This window comes from Tractidigestivibacter sp. (genome assembly GCF_057241865.1).
In genome coordinates this window covers 40,873-56,317 of record NZ_DBHHPX010000017.1, presented here as the reverse complement: position 1 = coordinate 56,317, position 15,445 = coordinate 40,873, and the positions used below count along the sequence as shown (strand labels likewise).

General features: G+C 63.4%; 12 protein-coding genes and 1 tRNA gene. 3 read left to right on the top strand and 10 right to left on the bottom strand.

Translation table 11 applies throughout. The features are described from left to right. Positions 1-67: 67 nt before the first annotated feature. A complete protein-coding gene (locus tag ACO59D_RS07220; RefSeq protein ID WP_485126415.1) occupies positions 68-709 on the bottom strand; it encodes an IS110 family transposase in 642 nt (213 codons plus the stop codon). 485 nt (positions 710-1,194) lie between these two features. Between ACO59D_RS07220 and ACO59D_RS07215 the strand changes: the two genes are divergently transcribed. After that, on the top strand, positions 1,195-2,061 hold the full coding sequence (locus ACO59D_RS07215) for an ORF6N domain-containing protein (protein ID WP_485126414.1): 867 nt from the start codon (positions 1,195-1,197) through the stop codon (positions 2,059-2,061). A gap of 318 nt (positions 2,062-2,379) precedes the next feature. Here the strand turns inward: ACO59D_RS07215 and ACO59D_RS07210 are convergent. The 7 genes from ACO59D_RS07210 to ACO59D_RS07180 all read right to left on the bottom strand — a co-directional run bounded on the left by ACO59D_RS07210 (position 2,380) and on the right by ACO59D_RS07180 (position 12,121). After that, a tRNA-Met gene (locus ACO59D_RS07210) sits at positions 2,380-2,456 on the bottom strand. Between the two features lie 135 nt (positions 2,457-2,591). Then, the gene (locus ACO59D_RS07205) at positions 2,592-3,389 is read right to left on the bottom strand and encodes an HAD family hydrolase (RefSeq protein WP_130810742.1); all 798 of its coding nucleotides are present in this window, start codon (positions 3,387-3,389) and stop codon (positions 2,592-2,594) included. Next, positions 3,386-4,237, bottom strand: a complete 852-nt coding sequence (locus ACO59D_RS07200; protein ID WP_485126413.1) for an HAD family hydrolase — start codon at positions 4,235-4,237, stop codon at positions 3,386-3,388. The genes ACO59D_RS07205 and ACO59D_RS07200 overlap by 4 nt, the downstream gene beginning before the upstream one ends. 168 nt (positions 4,238-4,405) lie before the next feature. Continuing rightward, on the bottom strand, positions 4,406-4,963 hold the full coding sequence (locus tag ACO59D_RS07195; protein ID WP_485126412.1) for a hypothetical protein: 558 nt from the start codon (positions 4,961-4,963) through the stop codon (positions 4,406-4,408). Beyond that, positions 4,960-6,210: a peptidase T gene (gene pepT / locus ACO59D_RS07190; protein ID WP_485126411.1), complete on the bottom strand. Its 1,251-nt coding sequence runs from the start codon at positions 6,208-6,210 to the stop codon at positions 4,960-4,962. Before pepT ends, ACO59D_RS07195 begins: the two co-directional genes overlap by 4 nt. A 494-nt stretch (positions 6,211-6,704) precedes the next feature. Next, on the bottom strand, positions 6,705-11,402 hold the full coding sequence (locus ACO59D_RS07185; RefSeq protein ID WP_485126410.1) for an acyl-CoA dehydratase activase-related protein: 4,698 nt from the start codon (positions 11,400-11,402) through the stop codon (positions 6,705-6,707). After that, positions 11,402-12,121, bottom strand: a complete 720-nt coding sequence (locus ACO59D_RS07180) for a TetR/AcrR family transcriptional regulator (RefSeq protein WP_485126409.1) — start codon at positions 12,119-12,121, stop codon at positions 11,402-11,404. Before ACO59D_RS07180 ends, ACO59D_RS07185 begins: the two co-directional genes overlap by 1 nt. A gap of 153 nt (positions 12,122-12,274) precedes the next feature. On the opposite strand from ACO59D_RS07180, the gene ACO59D_RS07175 reads away from it, so the two are divergent. Together ACO59D_RS07175 and ACO59D_RS07170 are read left to right on the top strand one after the other, a co-directional pair. Next, entirely contained in the window at positions 12,275-12,490 is a 216-nt protein-coding gene (locus ACO59D_RS07175) for a DUF1905 domain-containing protein (protein WP_485126408.1), read from the top strand. Then, the gene (locus ACO59D_RS07170; RefSeq protein WP_485126407.1) at positions 12,435-12,779 is read left to right on the top strand and encodes a DUF2200 family protein; all 345 of its coding nucleotides are present in this window, start codon (positions 12,435-12,437) and stop codon (positions 12,777-12,779) included. Before ACO59D_RS07175 ends, ACO59D_RS07170 begins: the two co-directional genes overlap by 56 nt. Positions 12,780-12,802: 23 nt before the next feature. Here ACO59D_RS07170 and ACO59D_RS07165 read toward each other — a convergent pair whose 3' ends face one another. Both ACO59D_RS07165 and ACO59D_RS07160 read right to left on the bottom strand, forming a co-directional pair. Continuing rightward, positions 12,803-13,165: an arsenate reductase family protein gene (locus tag ACO59D_RS07165; protein WP_485126406.1), complete on the bottom strand. Its 363-nt coding sequence runs from the start codon at positions 13,163-13,165 to the stop codon at positions 12,803-12,805. A gap of 60 nt (positions 13,166-13,225) precedes the next feature. Next, positions 13,226-14,743, bottom strand: coding sequence for a Wadjet anti-phage system protein JetD domain-containing protein (locus ACO59D_RS07160; protein ID WP_485126405.1), 1,518 nt, complete (start codon positions 14,741-14,743; stop codon positions 13,226-13,228). Positions 14,744-15,445 lie beyond the last annotated feature (702 nt).

Sequence of the window (15,445 nt, the reverse complement as noted above, 5' to 3'; positions counted from 1 at the left end):
TGACTCCGAGGAAATCACCCCGTGAATCCGGCCATCTCTAAGCTATCTCAGACACTCTTCTGCCTTGCTACGGGCGGCCCCCCTCCCCCCGCCTCGAGGCATCTTGGATGTTTCGGGCAAGTGAGCCCTGCCTTCTGCGCCTGAGCCCGAAGGGCAAAGGTGACTTTGAGAGCACGGCCCTGGCGCCTTGGGAGAACATGTCCGGGAAGACGCCGTCGAACTCGGAGAAGTAGGAGTCCATAAGACAGATGCACTGGGTCTTTATCTCAGCAAGCTCTGCTTTGAGCGACTGCAGGTAGCGCGAGAGCGTGCGCAGCGGCTGCACCTCGTCGGTGGCGAGTCTGGTCGTGTCGAACTGCCCTATGCGCAGGGTCTCGGCCATGAGGCGGCTGTCCACCCGGTCGTTCCTGGCGCCGGAAAGCCCCTTGAGCCTGCGGACGGCCCTGTCCTGCATGGGGTTGATGACGCAGACCGCATAGCCGCGGGACGAAAGGTAGGCGTAGCGGGCCATCCAGTAGTGGCCGGTGGCCTCCATGCCGACGACCACGTCCTTCGGCTCCTCGGCCACCCCCTCGAGCCAGCTTACAGCACGCTCGAGGCCTTGGACCGAGTTCTTGAAGCCCATTGGCTTGCCAAACTCTTTTCCATGTTCGTCCACTGCCGCAATCACGTGGTCTATCTTTGCGATATCCACACCTGCGTAGATCATCCTGACCTCCTCCTGTGACTGCGGCGGGCCTACCCAGCACCTAGAACCGCAACCTCCTAAAAGAGATCCGAGGTAACGAGAAGCGAAGTTCCTCATCCAGCTCATTCGCGGCCTGCTCTAGATGGGGTAGGATGCCACTCTCCTTCGCGAGGTCTTGTAGCCTTAGCTGACATGTCGGCATCCCTACCCGCCAGATTCTGCATTGCATCTGGAAGCATTCGATATTCAGCTCTCAAATGCAACAACTAAAAGATAGGAGGCTTCCCATGGGCGTCCTTAGGCTCGTCTGGCGCTTCGTGCGCTGGCTCTTCCGCGCCGTTTCGCGGTGGATGTGAGCGCGCTTGATAGAATTGCATCAACGGTTCGAGGAGAAAGACTAAAGCCACGCCCGACAGAGAACTCGCCGGGAACGAAACGGCAATCATCGCTTCCAGCGATGCGCATATCAGGGACATGATCTACACCGTGCGGGGGGCCGGCAGGTCATGCTCGACAGCGACCTTGCCGAACTATACGGAGTTGAGACGAAGGCACTCAATCGCGCTGCCAAGAGCAACGAGGACCGCTTCCCCGAGGACTTCCGCTTCCGGCTTACAAGAGAGGAGCTGGACAATCTAAGGTGCCAGATTGGCACCTTAGCAGGGCAGGGCACCGATTCTTCAGTCGGCCGCACGTACCTCCCCCGCGTGTACACCGAACAAGGCGTAGCGATGCTCTCAGGCGTGCTCCGCAGCAAAGTAGCAGTCGATACGAGCGTCCGCATCATGCGTGCATTCGTAGAAATGCGCCACTTCATCGCCGATAACGCTCATTTGTTCAAACAAATTAGGACCATCGACCGCAGGCAGGTTGAGTTCCAGGCGAAGATGGGACATCGCATAAGCGACCTCGAGCGCTCGACCTACGAGCGCTTCGAGCGCGTCTTCGACTACATGGAGGCCCACGAGGCACCGAGCCAGAAGGTCTTCTTCGAGGGCCAGGTCTATGACGCGTTCGGGCTCTTGGCCTCCCTCGTGCAGAGGGCCAGGCGCGAGATCGTCCTGATCGACGGCTACGTGGGCACGGGGGCCCTCAACATCCTCGCCAAGAAGGCGTCAGGAGTTGCCGCCACCGTGTGGACGCACCCAAAGACCAGCCTCACCGAGGGCGATGCCGCGACCTTCAACGCGCAGTACCCGAACCTGGGAGTCCACCGGACCACGACGTTCCACGACCGCTACCTGATCCTGGACGGCGCCGAGGGTTACTTCGTCGGCGCCTCGTTTAAGGACGCAGGCAAGAAGAGCTTTGCAATAACCAAACTTGAGGATTCTTCTATCGTAGGACCGATTGTCGCCGCGCTTGACGAGTAGGTGGACAGGGTGTCCAACCTCTAAGGTCACAAAGGTACAGAGATTGCTTCCGAGGCGTCTCGCCCCCCGAGGAGATAGTCGCAGCACCTGCGTCCGGTTCCTGGCGACACCAAAGAAAACGGAGCGATCGCACCTGCCATCCCCCAATAGGGCGCAGCCTCGCCTCGGTGTTCATGTCCAATTCCCAGATGCTGGGCCGCCACACAAAATGGGCCCAGCCAAATCGAGGTTCATTCCAAGGCCGTTCCGGCCTCATTCGCAGGGCCAATGTAGTACCAAGAAAGTAGGGACCCTCACGAGTCCCTACCAAGTGTTTTATGGTCGCGGGGGTAGGATTTGAACCTACGACCTTCGGGTTATGAGCCCGACGAGCTACCAAACTGCTCCACCCCGCAATGGGTTGCGCCTCAGCGCAAGAAGTAACTATAAGCTCGCAGGAACAGACGGTCAACGCAATGCAGCATCTTCACAGATTGGACAAACGCCGCAGCTGAACCGAGAGCCGAGAGACGCACACCATCATCGCTCCCCTACTCCAACCCCTTGAGAATCGCGCGCATCTCCTTCTGCACGGCGTGCTCGACGTTGGTCCCCACGACCTTCTCGGCAATCTGCTTCACGGCGTAGCGCGCGTTGCCCATCACGTAGGGATGCCCCACATACCGAAGCATCGCGTAGTCGTTCATCGAGTCGCCGAACGCCGCCACGTCCGCACGGTCAATTCCGTAATAGCCAATCAACGTCTCCAGGCCCGTGGCCTTGCTTATCCCCTTTGGCGTCACGTCAATCCACGTGTTTCCCGACGGCATGAACGAGAAGACATCGCCCAGCTCGCGCTCGAGCACATAGACCATGTCCATGATCTCGCGCGGGCGGTCGTAGCAGATTGCGGCCTTAATGATGCTCACGTCCGGTGACGGCGGGTCAAAAACGCGCTCGGCGTTGGGCAGGTCCTTGTCCAGCTCGCGCACGTAGCTGCTCTGGTCGTTCAGCAGGAAGGTGTGCGTCCGGTCGTAAAGCACCAGGTGGAAGCAGTCGAACTCCTGGCAGGTGCGGAAGAGCCTCAGCACCGCCCGCGTCGAGAAGACCTCGCGGCCAAGCAGCTGCCCATCCGCATAGACCTGCCCGCCGAGAGACGCCACGTAGTCAACCCTGTCCGCCACGGGCTCGAACATCCAGCGCAGCGTGTCGTATCTGCGCCCGGAGCTCGCACAGAACATGACGCCTCGCTCGCGCAGCGCTTCTATCAGCTCAAACGTCTCCACCGGAAGTTGTGAGTTCTCGTCGAGCAGCGTGCCGTCCATGTCGGTCGCGATGAGTCGTATCATTGTCTCTCCTTCAAAAACGCCGGCATCTCGTGCGACCGCGCCGCACGGGCAATCTCGAAGAGCGCATCTGCCACGCCTTCGTCCGCGGACGCGCCGCAGGAGAAGTTCGCAACATCTCTGACCTCGGGCGTCGCGTTGGCCACGGCAACGGAGTAGTGAACCTCGCTCAAGAGCGCGATGTCGTTGCCGGAGTCACCAAAGACCACAACCTCGTCGCGCGTCGCCCCCACGGCATCAAGAATGGTATCGAGCGCCGAAGCCTTGTTAATCCCACGGGGCAGCACGTCAAACCAGTTGGGAACCGCCATCACGGTCTCCATCTCGGGACATGCCTCGGCGATGAGCTTCTCGCAATACGCGCGTCGCTTCTCGTCCCCGTTGCAGGCAATCGCCGCGGCAATGAAGTCGATCTCGGGCACCTCGTCCACGCGGCCGCCATTGAAGTGGATGAGCCGCTCGTACTTGCTCATCTCCTCCTCCGTGGCGTGCACGGCATAGGCGGGGTTCATGAGGTTCGAGTCCATAGGGAAGCACACGAGAAACATCCCGCGCTCGTGCCGAAGGGCATCCGCGATGCGGCACAGCCACTCGTGTGGGATGACGTAGGTCCACACGTCTCGCCCGTCCACGCGCACGCGCTTGCCATTGGACATGATGCCCGTCATGAAGCACGACTCGTCCATGTGGAAGAAGCGCATGAGTTCAACATAGTCGCGGCCGGTAGCAGGACCAAAATGGATGCCGGCGTTGGTGACGTCGTGGATGGCCTCGAGCGTGCGCGGCGAGACGTGCTGCGCCCCAAACGGGATGAGCGTGTTGTCCATGTCGGAGAGAACGAGCTTGATCACGGCGATAACCCCCGAAAACGCGATTGTGCAACTACGTACCATGATAGGGGTGCGCGGCCGCAGAACGAACGACAGATATCAGGAGCAGGCAAGCTCCGCACAAGCGGGTCGCTGGAGGCGTACCGTGGCGAGAGGGCGCAGACAATCAGGACACGGCGGGCCTCTCGCCTAGCGGTCCTGCGACATGCCGCCCACCAGCGCGTCGTCGCGGTTGATGCGCACAAGGATGTGCTCCAAGTCGAGCACGCCGGGAAGCCTTACCGGACGTTCCCCTGCCGGGCGAATCTCGAGGCTCCTAAAGCCCGTACCGCATCGCACGCCGCGCCACTCCATGCGCTCTATCTGGTCGTATCTCACCGTGCGGAGAGGCCCAATGTAGGGCCTCACGTCCATGAAGTCATCGTAGAGAGAGACCCGGTAGCGACGCATGAACGCCCACAGGGCAAAGACCACGATCACGAATGACGAGAAGAACGGCACCACGATGTCTGCACTGGCGTTGAATGCGCCAACGTCGCAGAGCCAGCCCAACATGAGCCCGATGGCCCCCATGAGCAGCATCGCAAACGCCAGGGAACGCAAAAGCGCCGAGGAGATCACAAAGGTGTCGTGATGGCTGTGGTGCCGCTCCGAGATATCAACGCTGCCCACCCACTCGACAAGGCCTGCGAGCACCGGCAACACCGCAGCCGCCACGGAGAAGAGGTCTGCCGCCTGGGGACTCATCGCACTACCTTCTGCGGGACGGCGAACTTGGCAACCAGGTTCTGGAGTATCTCGACCGTGGCCTCAAGCGAGAAGACCGGGATGAACTCGCGCACCGAGTGCGCGTTGTAGCCGCCGGTCGCGATGTTGGGGCACGGCAGGCCGCGCAGCGAGAGTTGCGAGCCGTCGGTGCCGCCACGCACAGCGACAACCGTGGGCTCCACGCCAGCCTCGCGGTTTGCCTCGAGGGCATCGTCGATGAGGAACGGGCAGTCGCCAAAGGCCTCGACCATGTTGCGGTACTGCTCGCGCAGCGTCACCGTGACGGTGCCCTCGCCGTAGCGCTCGTTCAGGAACGCAGCGATGTCTCGCAGCGCCTGCTGGCGACATTCGAAGGCCTGGGCGTCATGGTCACGCACGATGTAGGCAAGCGTGACCTCGGCGGCAGTGCCGCGAATCACCGTGGGATGGTAGAAGCCCTCGCGGCCGCTTGTGTGCTCGGGGCGCTCGGCGGCGGGAACAAGCTGGTCAAACTCGGCAGCCAAGGCGATGGCGTTCACCATCACGTCCTTGGCCATGCCCGGATGGACCATCACGCCGCGCACGTGCACCAGGGCCTCGGCGGCATTGAACGTCTCGTAGTTGAACTCGCCCAGCACCTCGCCGTCGACCGTGTAGCCCCAAGCGGCACCGAGCTTTTCGAGGTCGAGCAGGGCGGCACCGTGACCGATCTCCTCGTCGGGAACAAAGGCCAGCTTGAGGGTGGAGTGAGGGATGGTTGGATTTGCGAGAAGGCGAGCAGCAAGCGCACAGATTTCGGCGACGCCGGCCTTGTCGTCTGCACCCAGAAGCGTCGTGCCGTCAGAGCACACGATATCCTGACCCGCGAAGTCCTCAAGATCTGGCACCTGCTCGGGCGTGGTCACGACAGGCTGGCCGTCCACGATGCCGGCTACGAGGTCACCGCCCTCGTAGCGGACCACGTGCGGACGCACGCCCAGCGAGGGTGCGTCGGTGGTGGTGTCAAGGTGCGAGCAGAGGCAAAGCGCGGGCAGCCCCTCGGCGCCCTCAGACGCCGGTACCGTGCCCAGGACGTAGGCGTGCTCGTCGACGCTCACGTCCTGGCAGCCCATCTCCATGAGCTCGTCCGCCAGAAGACGGGCCATGCCGTGCTCCAGTGGGCTCGAGGGCACCTCCTCCTCGTTGTCCGGGTCGGAGGGGGAGTCAACCTGCACGTAGCGCAAGAAGCGCTCGAGGACATCGCTCATGCGGCCTTCCTTTCGGCTTGCGTGTGACGGCCCGCAGCCCGTGGGCCCGATTTCTCATCAGGCGAAAGTCTACACCGTTGTGGAGTGTGGGGAGTGCGGTCGTGAGGCGGGGGCGCGGGCCTCGGCGGCGCAGCGGAGGCAGGGCGGAGAACCCCGGCAAAAGCGTGCGGTCGTGCGTACTCACTAGTCGGGTCTTTTGCCGAGAAGGGCCCCCAAGGAGGCCGGTCTGGCAGGTTTTACGGCTCATGCGTGCGCACGAGTGAGGCTTTCTGGCAGCCGTTCGGCGTTCGCCCAGGTGGGCGAGAGGGGCCTGGCAGCAGGCGGGGCTCGTGCGTACGCATGACCAGACTTTCTCGCCAGCCCGTGGCCCAACTCGTGGATTCTCGCCGGTTAGGACCAGATAACCGTTCGGGATTTACGGCACGCCCAGCACCTACGCGCCCGCGGGAAGCAGCGCGCAACACCGGATGAGACAAAGGGACTGTCCCTTTGTCTCACTTCACGCCGGCGCGGCGCTTGGCATCCTCTATCTGGGCGAGCTGCTCATCCGTGAGGCGAAGCGCCGACACATCGTGGCCCAGGTCGTACCCCATGCCGCCCCCGTTCACGATGGAGTCGTGGCGGTAGCGCGACTCGTCCACGTACGGCGTCACGGCATCGTTCACCGTAGGGTCGTTGGGGTTCTCCAGGCGGAAGCCGCGCGAGTGGTCGTTGCGGTAGTTCTCCTTGGCCACGCTGATCATGAGCTTGATGCGGTTGAGCTGGTTCACCTCGGACGCACCTGGGTCGTAGTCCACAGCCACGATGTTGCTCTCGGGGTGCATCTGGCGCAGGCGCTTGATCACGGACTTGCCCACCACGTGGTTGGGCAGGCACGCAAACGGCTGGGCGCACACGATGTTGGGCGTGCCATGCTCGATGAGGTCGACCATCTCGGCCGTGAGCAGCCAACCCTCGCCCATGGTGTTGCACAGCGACAGGACCTGCTCGGCCTTGTCGGCAAGGTCGAAGATGTCCTCGTAGGGCTCGAAGCGCGACGACTGCGCCAGCATGCGGTCCATCGGCTTGCGCGCGGCCTCGATGAGCTTGATGCCCGCCATGTGCGTCAGGCGCTTGGAGGCCTTGGAGCCAAGCTCGCCCTTCATGTTGATGGGACCCATGAGCCCGAAGAGGAAGAAGTCGACAAGGCCAGGCACGTTTGCCTCGCAGCCCTCGGCCTCGATGACCTTGACCAGCTGGTTGTTGGCCGTGGGATGGAACTTGACGAGAATCTCGCCCACCACGCCAACGCGTGGCTTGGAGCGGTCGTTCACCAGGGGAATCTGGTCGAAGGCGGTGATGGTCTCCCGGCAGATTGCCTCGAAGCTGCGCCTGTTGAGCGTGTGCACGGCCTCCTTCATGCGGGCCATGCACTTGTCGTGCAGCGCATCAACCGAGCCCCTCCCGGCCTCGTACGGACGGGTGCGATAGACGCACTGCATCATGAGGTCACCGTAGAGGAGGATGTAGGTTGCCTTGGTGAGAAGCGCGGGGTCTTTGATGGACCAGCCAGGGTTGTCCTCGTCGAGGCCCGTTGCCATGTTGATGGAGATCACGGGGATGTCGGGGTGTCCGCTCTCGCGCAGGGCCTTGCGGATGAGGGCGATGTAGTTGGTGGCTCGGCAGCCGCCGCCTGTCTGGGAGATGAGGACGGCCGTGTGCGAGAGGTCGTACCTGCCGCTCTCGACGGCCTCCATGATCTGGCCCACCGTGAGGATGGACGGATAGCAGATGTCGTTGTTCACGTACTTGAGGCCTGCGTCCACCGCACCCTGGTCAACGGAGGGCAGAAGCACCAGGTTGTAGCCATAGTCGCGCAGCAGCGCCTCGGCAAGGTCGAAGTGCACGGGGCTCATCTGCGGGGCAAGGATGGTGTAGTGGGCGTCCTGCATCTCCTTGGTGTAGCGCACCTTCTGGAAGGCCGCGCTCTTGGCATCGCGGTAGACGGGCGTGCGGCGGGAGAGATCGGTCTTGCGGGCATGCTCGAGCGAGCCGTCGGCCAGGTGCACGCCCACGGGCTCCACCTCGTGCGCCTCTCCCTCGGCGGTCTCCTCCTCGAGCTGCTCCTGCCGCTCCTTGAGTGCCGCCATGAGCGAGCGGATGCGGATGCGCGCGGCGCCAAGGTTCGAGACCTGGTCGATCTTGAGCACCGTGTAGATCTTGCCCGAGGCCTCGAGGATCTCCTGGACCTGGTCGGTGGTCAGGGCATCAAGTCCGCAGCCAAACGAGAAGAGCTGGATGAGGTCAAGGTCGTTTCTCGTCGCCACAAAGCGCGCGGCGCGATAGAGCCGGCTGTGGAACATCCACTGGTCAACCACGCGGATGGGTCGCTCGGGGCCCATCTTGTGCGCCACCGAGTCCTCGGTGAGCACGGCAAAGCCAAAGGAGTGCACCAGCTCGGGGATGGCATGGTTGACCTCGGGGTCGTTGTGGTAGGGGCGACCCGCCAGCACGATGCCATGGGCGTTGTGCTCCTCCATCCACCTCAGGGCCTCGTCACCGGCGCGGTGCATGGCGCTCTTGAAGTCGAGGTCCGCCTGCCAGGCAACGTTCACGGCCTCGTCGATCTCGGAGCGCGTGATGTGGGGACCGCGGAAGCGACCCTTGCCCTTGGCGGCGTCCTCCTCGCGCTGGACCGAGATGAGCTCGTAGAGGCGGCGCTTGAGCTCGCGCTTGTCGTCGTACGGCACGAAGGGGGCGAGATACTCAACGCTCGGGTCCGAGAGCTCGTCCACGTTCAGACCCAGAGCCTGCGGGTAGCTCATCACGATTGGGCAGTTGTAGTGGTTGGTGGCGGTGTCGTCCTCCTTGCGCTCCCAGCGGATGCAGGGCATCCAGATGAAGTCCGGGTTCTTGGAAAGGAGGTCCATGATGTGGCCGTGGCTAAGCTTGGCCGGGTAGCACGCAGACTCCGACGGCATGGACTCGATGCCGTCGTCGTAGGTCTTCGACGACGTCTGGTCCGAGATCATCACCGAGAAGCCCAGCTTGGTGAAGAACGCGTGCCAGAAGGGGTAGTTCTCGTACATGTTGAGCGCGCGCGGAATGCCCACCGTGCCGCGCGGTGCCGTGTCGGCGTCGAGCACGGGACGGTCAAAGAGCAGCTTGTTCTTGAACTCGAAGATGTTTGGGGCGTCGTTCTTGGTCTTGCCCGAGCGGCCGGCACCCTTCTCGCAGCGGTTGCCCGTGATGAAGCGGTGTCCGCCGCCAAAGTCGTTGATGGTGAGCAGGCAGTTGTTCGAGCAGCGTCCGCAGTGGACGTTGGTGTGCTTGACCTTGAGGTTGTCGATGCCCTCGCGCGAGAGGACCGTCGAGGTACCCGTGGCGCCCGCACGGTCACGGGCGAGGAGGGCTGCGCCATAGGCGCCCATGCAGCCGGCGATGTCGGGACGGATGACCTGACGGCCGGTGAGCAGCTCGAAGGCGCGCAGGGTGGCGTCGCTCATGAAGGTGCCGCCCTGGACCACGCAGTACTTGCCAATCTCGTCAAAGTCGCGCAGCTTGATGACCTTGAACAGCGCGTTCTTGATTACGGAGTACGAGAGGCCCGCGGCCACGTCGCCGATGGTCGCGCCCTCCTTCTGGGCCTGCTTGACACGCGAGTTCATGAAGACGGTGCAGCGGCTGCCCAGGTCAACGGGGGCCTTGGCCGTAACGGCCACCTTTGCGAACTCCTGGACGGTCATGTCCATGGACTTGGCAAAGCTCTCGATGAACGAGCCGCAGCCCGAGGAGCACGCCTCGTTGAGCATGATGTGCTCGATGACGCCGTTTCTCACCTGCAGGCACTTCATGTCCTGGCCACCGATGTCGAGAATGAACTCGACGCCGGGGACGAAGGCCTTCGCGCCGCGCAGGTGCGCGACGGTCTCGATCTCTCCGGAGTCGGCGCGCAGGGCCTCGATGAGGATGCCCTCGCCGTAGCCGGTGGTGGTCACGTGGCCGATGGTCGTGCCCTCGGGCATCACGTCGTAGATGCCGTCCATGATGTGGCGAGCGGTGCCCAGGACGTCGCCGTCGTTGCTGCCGTACCAGGTGTAGAGAAGCTCGCCGGCATCGCCCACAACGGCGCACTTCATGGTGGTGGAGCCGGCGTCGATGCCGATGAAGGCGCGGCCGTGGTAGCTGGCCAGGTCGCCCTTGGGCACGACCTCCTTGTTGTGGCGTTCCTTGAACTCCTGGTAGTCCTTCTCAGTGGCGAAGAGCGGGTCCAGACGCTGGACCTCGGAGCCCTGGACGTCCTTGAGCTGCTCGAGCGAGCGGATGACGTCCGCGAAGGTCACGAGCTTGTCGGACTCGCCGGCAAGCGCCGCGCCCGTGGCCACGAAGAGGTGTGCGTTGGTGGGCACCACACGGTGCTCCTCGTCGAGGTTGAGCGTGACGTAGAAGCGGTGGCGCAGTTCGGAGAGGTATTGGAGCGGTCCGCCGAGGAAGGCCACGTAGCCCTTGATGGGGTGTCCGCACGCCAGGCCCGAGACGGTCTGCGTGACCACGGCCTGGAAGATCGAGGCGGCCACGTCCTCGGGGCGGACGCCCTCGTTGAGCAATGGCTGGACGTCTGACTTGGCAAAGACGCCGCAGCGGCTTGCGATGGGGTGAATCTGCGTGGCACCCTTGGCCAGCTCGTTCAGGCCCATCGCATCGGTCTTGAGCAGCGTTGCCATCTGGTCGATGAAGGCACCCGTGCCGCCGGCGCACGTGCCGTTCATGCGCTGCTCGATGCCGTTGTCAAAGTAGATGATCTTGGCGTCCTCGCCGCCCAGCTCGATGGCTACGTCGGTCTGGGGGATGAGCGCCTCGACGGCGCGCTTGGAGGCGATGACCTCCTGGACGAACTCGAGGTCAAGCCACTTGGCAAGCAGCATGCCGCCGGAGCCGGTGATCGAGACGCGCATGGGGACGTTGCCAACGATGCGCTGGGCGCCGGCGAAGAGCTCCTTGGCCGTGGCGCGGATGTCTGTGTGGTGGCGCTCGTAGTTGGCATAGACCAGGCTTCCGGACTCATCGATAACGGCAAGCTTGACCGTAGTCGAGCCCACGTCGATGCCCAGGCGCAGGCGTGCGCCGGTGAGGTCCTGCGGCGTTGCGGGATAGAGCTCGGCGCCGTTCTGGGTGAGCTCGAGGGGCTCGGCGGTTGCGTTGTTCTCGGTCATCAGTTGTTGTCCTCCTCATCGGGAAGCATGACTGCCAGCGCAAAGCCGGGCAGGTCGAGCTCGATTGGACTGTCGTACAGGTCACCGGGACGCACGAACATGAGGGCGGTCATGATACGCGCCATAGTGCGCACGCTCTCGCGCATGCCACCGTCGAGCCAGCGCAGAAGCACGCCGACCTCGGCGGATATCGCAAAGGTGAGGTAGTAGTCGAAGAACGCGCCCACCGCGCGCACGTCGATACCGTCAAGCGCGCGGTCGGCCACGACCGTGTGGACCATGGACCGGATGCGCTGCGAGAACGCGGGGTCTCCCCCCTCGCCCAGAAGCGGGCGCAGGTAGGAGCCACGCTCCTTGAAGTACGAGAGAAGCTCCAGCGAGCCCGGGCAGGGTTCCTGGTGGTTGATTGCCTCGGCAAGCTCGTCGAGGTGGACCTGGGAGAGCTTGGCCACCAGCGGGCGAAGCTCTGCAGCCGTGTCGTTCTCGATGCAGTTTACGAGGTCTGGGATGTCTTTGTAGTGCGAGTAGAACGTGCGACGCGTGACGCCCGCGCGGTTGGTCACGGCGGTCACCGTGACGCGGCTGAGGTCGCCCGCGGAGCAGATCTCCTCCGCGAGCGCGTCGCGGAGCGCGAGGCGCGTCCTGCGCGTGCGGCGGTCGGTGACCTGCGGGAGGTCGGCTGCAGCCCCTCGCGGGACGTCGCTGACAGTCTGGCTCAAGTCTTTTGCCCCCGATTCTTCACACCGTGAGTACTATTTCACGCCTTGTGAAGTATTACACAGAGTGAGTAGTTATTTCCCGACGCGATTGCCGCGGCGCAAGCGTCACATCTGCTCCACAATGGGGCAGGGGGAGTTTCCCTTTGTCTCATTGTGGAGGAGAAGGCCGTGAAGACCTACAGCTTTACCGCAACAATCGAGAAGGTCGAGGGAATCGACGGTGCGTTTGTGCAGGTGCCTCTCGATCTCCCTAAGGCATTTGGAGCGGGGAGCATCAAGGTTCACGTGCTATTGGCAAGGACCGGGGGGTGGCGTGGACGTTTCTCTCGTCTGCGCGCAGATAGACGGGCCCGCCAGGCGCTACGTTGACCTTTACCTTGCAAAGGTCGAGCGAAAGGGCCGCAGCCGAGAAGAGCTTTGGGCCGTGATCGAGTGGCTTCTCGGCTATGTGCCGTCAGACCTTTCCGACGAGAGGCTGGCGGCGGCAAGCCTTGCTGCGTGGCTCGATGACGCGCCAGCGTACGACCCGGCGGCAAGCCTCGTGCGCGGCAAGGCCTGCGGCATCGATGTTGCCCAGATAGAGGACCCAACCATGCACCGAGTCCGCGTGCTGGACAAGCTTGTGGACGAGCTGGCCAAGGGCCATCCGCTCGAATGAGCCAAGGGGGCTGTCCCCTTGTCTCACAGCAGGCAATCAGACCACTCAGGCTCCTTGAAGCCGACAAGCACGAAGTCATCCCCCACCACAATCGGGCGCTTGACCAGCATGCCGTTGGTGGCGAGAAGGGCAAAGGCCTCCTCGTCGCTCATCCCTGCGTCAAGCCGGGCCTTCACACCCATCTGCCGGTAGAGCTGACCGCTCGTGTTGAAGAAGCGACGCACGGGAAGGCCGGAGCTGGCCTGCCACTCTGCGATCTCGGCTGCGGTGGGGTTGTCCTCCACGATGTGACGGTCGGTGTAAGAAACGCCGTGCTGGTCCAGCCACGCCCTTGCGCGCTTGCACGTAGTGCACTTGGGGTACTCAACGAAAAGCAGGTCGGACATGGTATTCTCCTTGTAGATTTGATCAATGATGCATGCCGCTCAACGCCCAGCATCCGCCGCCTACAAATCTCTCCGCGTGAGAATCTCCTGCGGGATGAGGCGGCAGCCCTCCACCACGGTGCGCGCGTAGGCCGCGGCCTCCTCGGTGAGGCCGTCACGGAGAGGCGACGTGTCAGGCATGCCGATATTCACCTGGCAGGTCTGCTCGTTGTCGGCGGGATTGGGGTAGCGCTCCTGCGCCCTGTCAATCATGAGCTGGTAGGCGGGGATGAATGGCGCGAACGGGTAGTGCCCGCCCAAGACGTCGCGCAGACGCACCATGATGTCGATGCCCGCGCGGTCGATGTCTCCCCAGTAGAGAACCTCCACCGAGTCCGCGCCTAGCGTGTCGAGCAGCAGCGCCAGGCGGTTGTGCTCCAGGATGGGCGTGCCTCCGCCCAGAACCACGGCATGAATGCGCTCGCCCAGGATGGTGGTTCGTCCCTCCTCGTACATAAGGTCATGCACATCAAGCCAGGGGTCGAGGTTCTCGGTCACCAGCACGCGCATGTGCTTCCTGCGGCGCGGCGCGTGATAGAGAAGGTCCGGCTTGGGCATGGGCCTGTGGCGAATGACGTCCTCCATGCCCATGGCACGCAGGAGGCGGTGACCATCCGAGCCGTACTCGAAGAACTTCTCGTCTCCGCCCATCTGGTAGGCAAGCTGGCGGCGCGTGATGTCGCCAGGCAGCGCGCCGTTGACCAGCGCGTCGTTGAGCGCGGTGAGCTGGCGCTCGAAGAGCGTGTAGGCACCGGGGTGGCTGAGAAGCCAACCGTTCATCCAGAAGCGCTGGTCAAGCTCCAGAACCTTGGCGCGCATCTCGGTCTCGGCAGGGCCACCGCGACGGACGTAGGGGACGTCCGAGAGCTGCACCGGCTTTGAGGGCGAGCCCTTCCCCATGCGGCGGACGCGACCGTGCGTCTGGCGAACGGGCGGCCTGGCAGGTGCGTCGGGCGCAGGGGGCTCCGTCTCCTGTGGCGCAACGAGATCAGGCGCGGCAGGCTCGGGCGCGCTGGGCTCTGTTGGCACAACCGCAGCATCGTCTGGCTCGGCCACTGGCCTCCGCTTCGAGATACGGCGGCGAGCAGTGTGGCGCGGCGCGAGCGTTGCAGCCTCGACGGGAGGTTCAGTCGCATCGGGTGCCGCGACAACTGGGGCTTCTGGTGTCTCCGCAGGCTCTGGCGCTGGGTCGGACGTGAGCCCTGCCTCTGGCGCGGCGTCTGCCGGGGCAACCGGGGCCTCCGAGTCCTCCTCCATTGGCTTTCCCTCGGGAACGCGTAGTGTGTAGACGCCCTCCTGACCCTCGACGGGATTGAGTGCCCGAGACCTCACCGCTGCCTCGATGGCCTGGGCATCCTTTCCGCAGCGCTTGAAGATGGGAGCCAGGTCCTCCTCGGTCACAACCTCGCTCCGCACGCGCACGAGCGCGCTTGCCACCGACGCGGCCTTGTTCTTCTGCGAGGGCTCAAGGACGGCGCACAGGGCCTCCCTCAGAAGGTCCAGGTTCCTGCGTTCCTCGTCCGTCAGCTTGCGCGCCATATTAATCCTTTCGTGCGGTTATGCAAGAAGGATACGGCAAACCCGAGAACCACCCCAAATGGGGCCTGTGCAATCTTGTATAACTCCACTGTGGGACGATCGCTAACCAGTAAGCCTGCCCTCTTCAAGACCCTGCTTGGCCGAGAAGCACGCTCGTGCGTACGCACGATGCCGACTTTCCGCCGAAATGGGCCCCCCGGGAACCCCGCCTGGCAGAAAGGTGCAATCATGCGTACGCACGACCGTGGATTCCCGGCACAGCCCCGGCGTTCGCCCAGTTGGGCGAGAGGCCCATGGCAACAGGCGGGGCTTGTGCGTGCGCACAATGCGGCTTTCTCGGCAGGGTGTGGTCCCCAAAGGGCCCAGCCGTCAGATAACCGCATTTATGCGTACGCACAACGACAACAAACTGCCACCAGGAGGGGCGGCACCGCCGCCGAGCCCAAATCGCCACGAGCCCCGTTTTGCGAAATGACGGTTGGTGGCAGAATCAGTTGCATTACTTATATGTCATGATGCCAGTCGCAAACCCCTGACCTGCGCTTCATCAAACCTAGAACCGCTTTGTACTCGGAGCGATCCCGAAAAACTGCCACCAACCGTAAATTCGTGCCAAACGGGATCCCACTCTCCGCCCCCGCACAAGAAAAGGCCCGCCGACGCAAGCCGACGGACCCAGACAAAACACGCGGCAACGAGAGA

Excerpts from the sequence above, each read along its gene's own strand:
- ACO59D_RS07220 (WP_485126415.1), bottom strand. The coding sequence starts at position 709 with ATGATCTACGCAGGTGTGGATATCGCAAAGATAGACCACGTGATTGCG.
- ACO59D_RS07215 (WP_485126414.1), top strand. The coding sequence starts at position 1,195 with ATGCTCGACAGCGACCTTGCCGAACTATACGGAGTTGAGACGAAGGCA.
- ACO59D_RS07205 (WP_130810742.1), bottom strand. The coding sequence starts at position 3,389 with ATGATACGACTCATCGCGACCGACATGGACGGCACGCTGCTCGACGAG.
- ACO59D_RS07195 (WP_485126412.1), bottom strand. The coding sequence starts at position 4,963 with ATGAGTCCCCAGGCGGCAGACCTCTTCTCCGTGGCGGCTGCGGTGTTG.
- pepT (WP_485126411.1), bottom strand. The coding sequence starts at position 6,210 with ATGAGCGATGTCCTCGAGCGCTTCTTGCGCTACGTGCAGGTTGACTCC.
- ACO59D_RS07185 (WP_485126410.1), bottom strand. The coding sequence starts at position 11,402 with ATGACCGAGAACAACGCAACCGCCGAGCCCCTCGAGCTCACCCAGAAC.
- ACO59D_RS07165 (WP_485126406.1), bottom strand. The coding sequence starts at position 13,165 with ATGTCCGACCTGCTTTTCGTTGAGTACCCCAAGTGCACTACGTGCAAG.
- ACO59D_RS07160 (WP_485126405.1), bottom strand. The coding sequence starts at position 14,743 with ATGGCGCGCAAGCTGACGGACGAGGAACGCAGGAACCTGGACCTTCTG.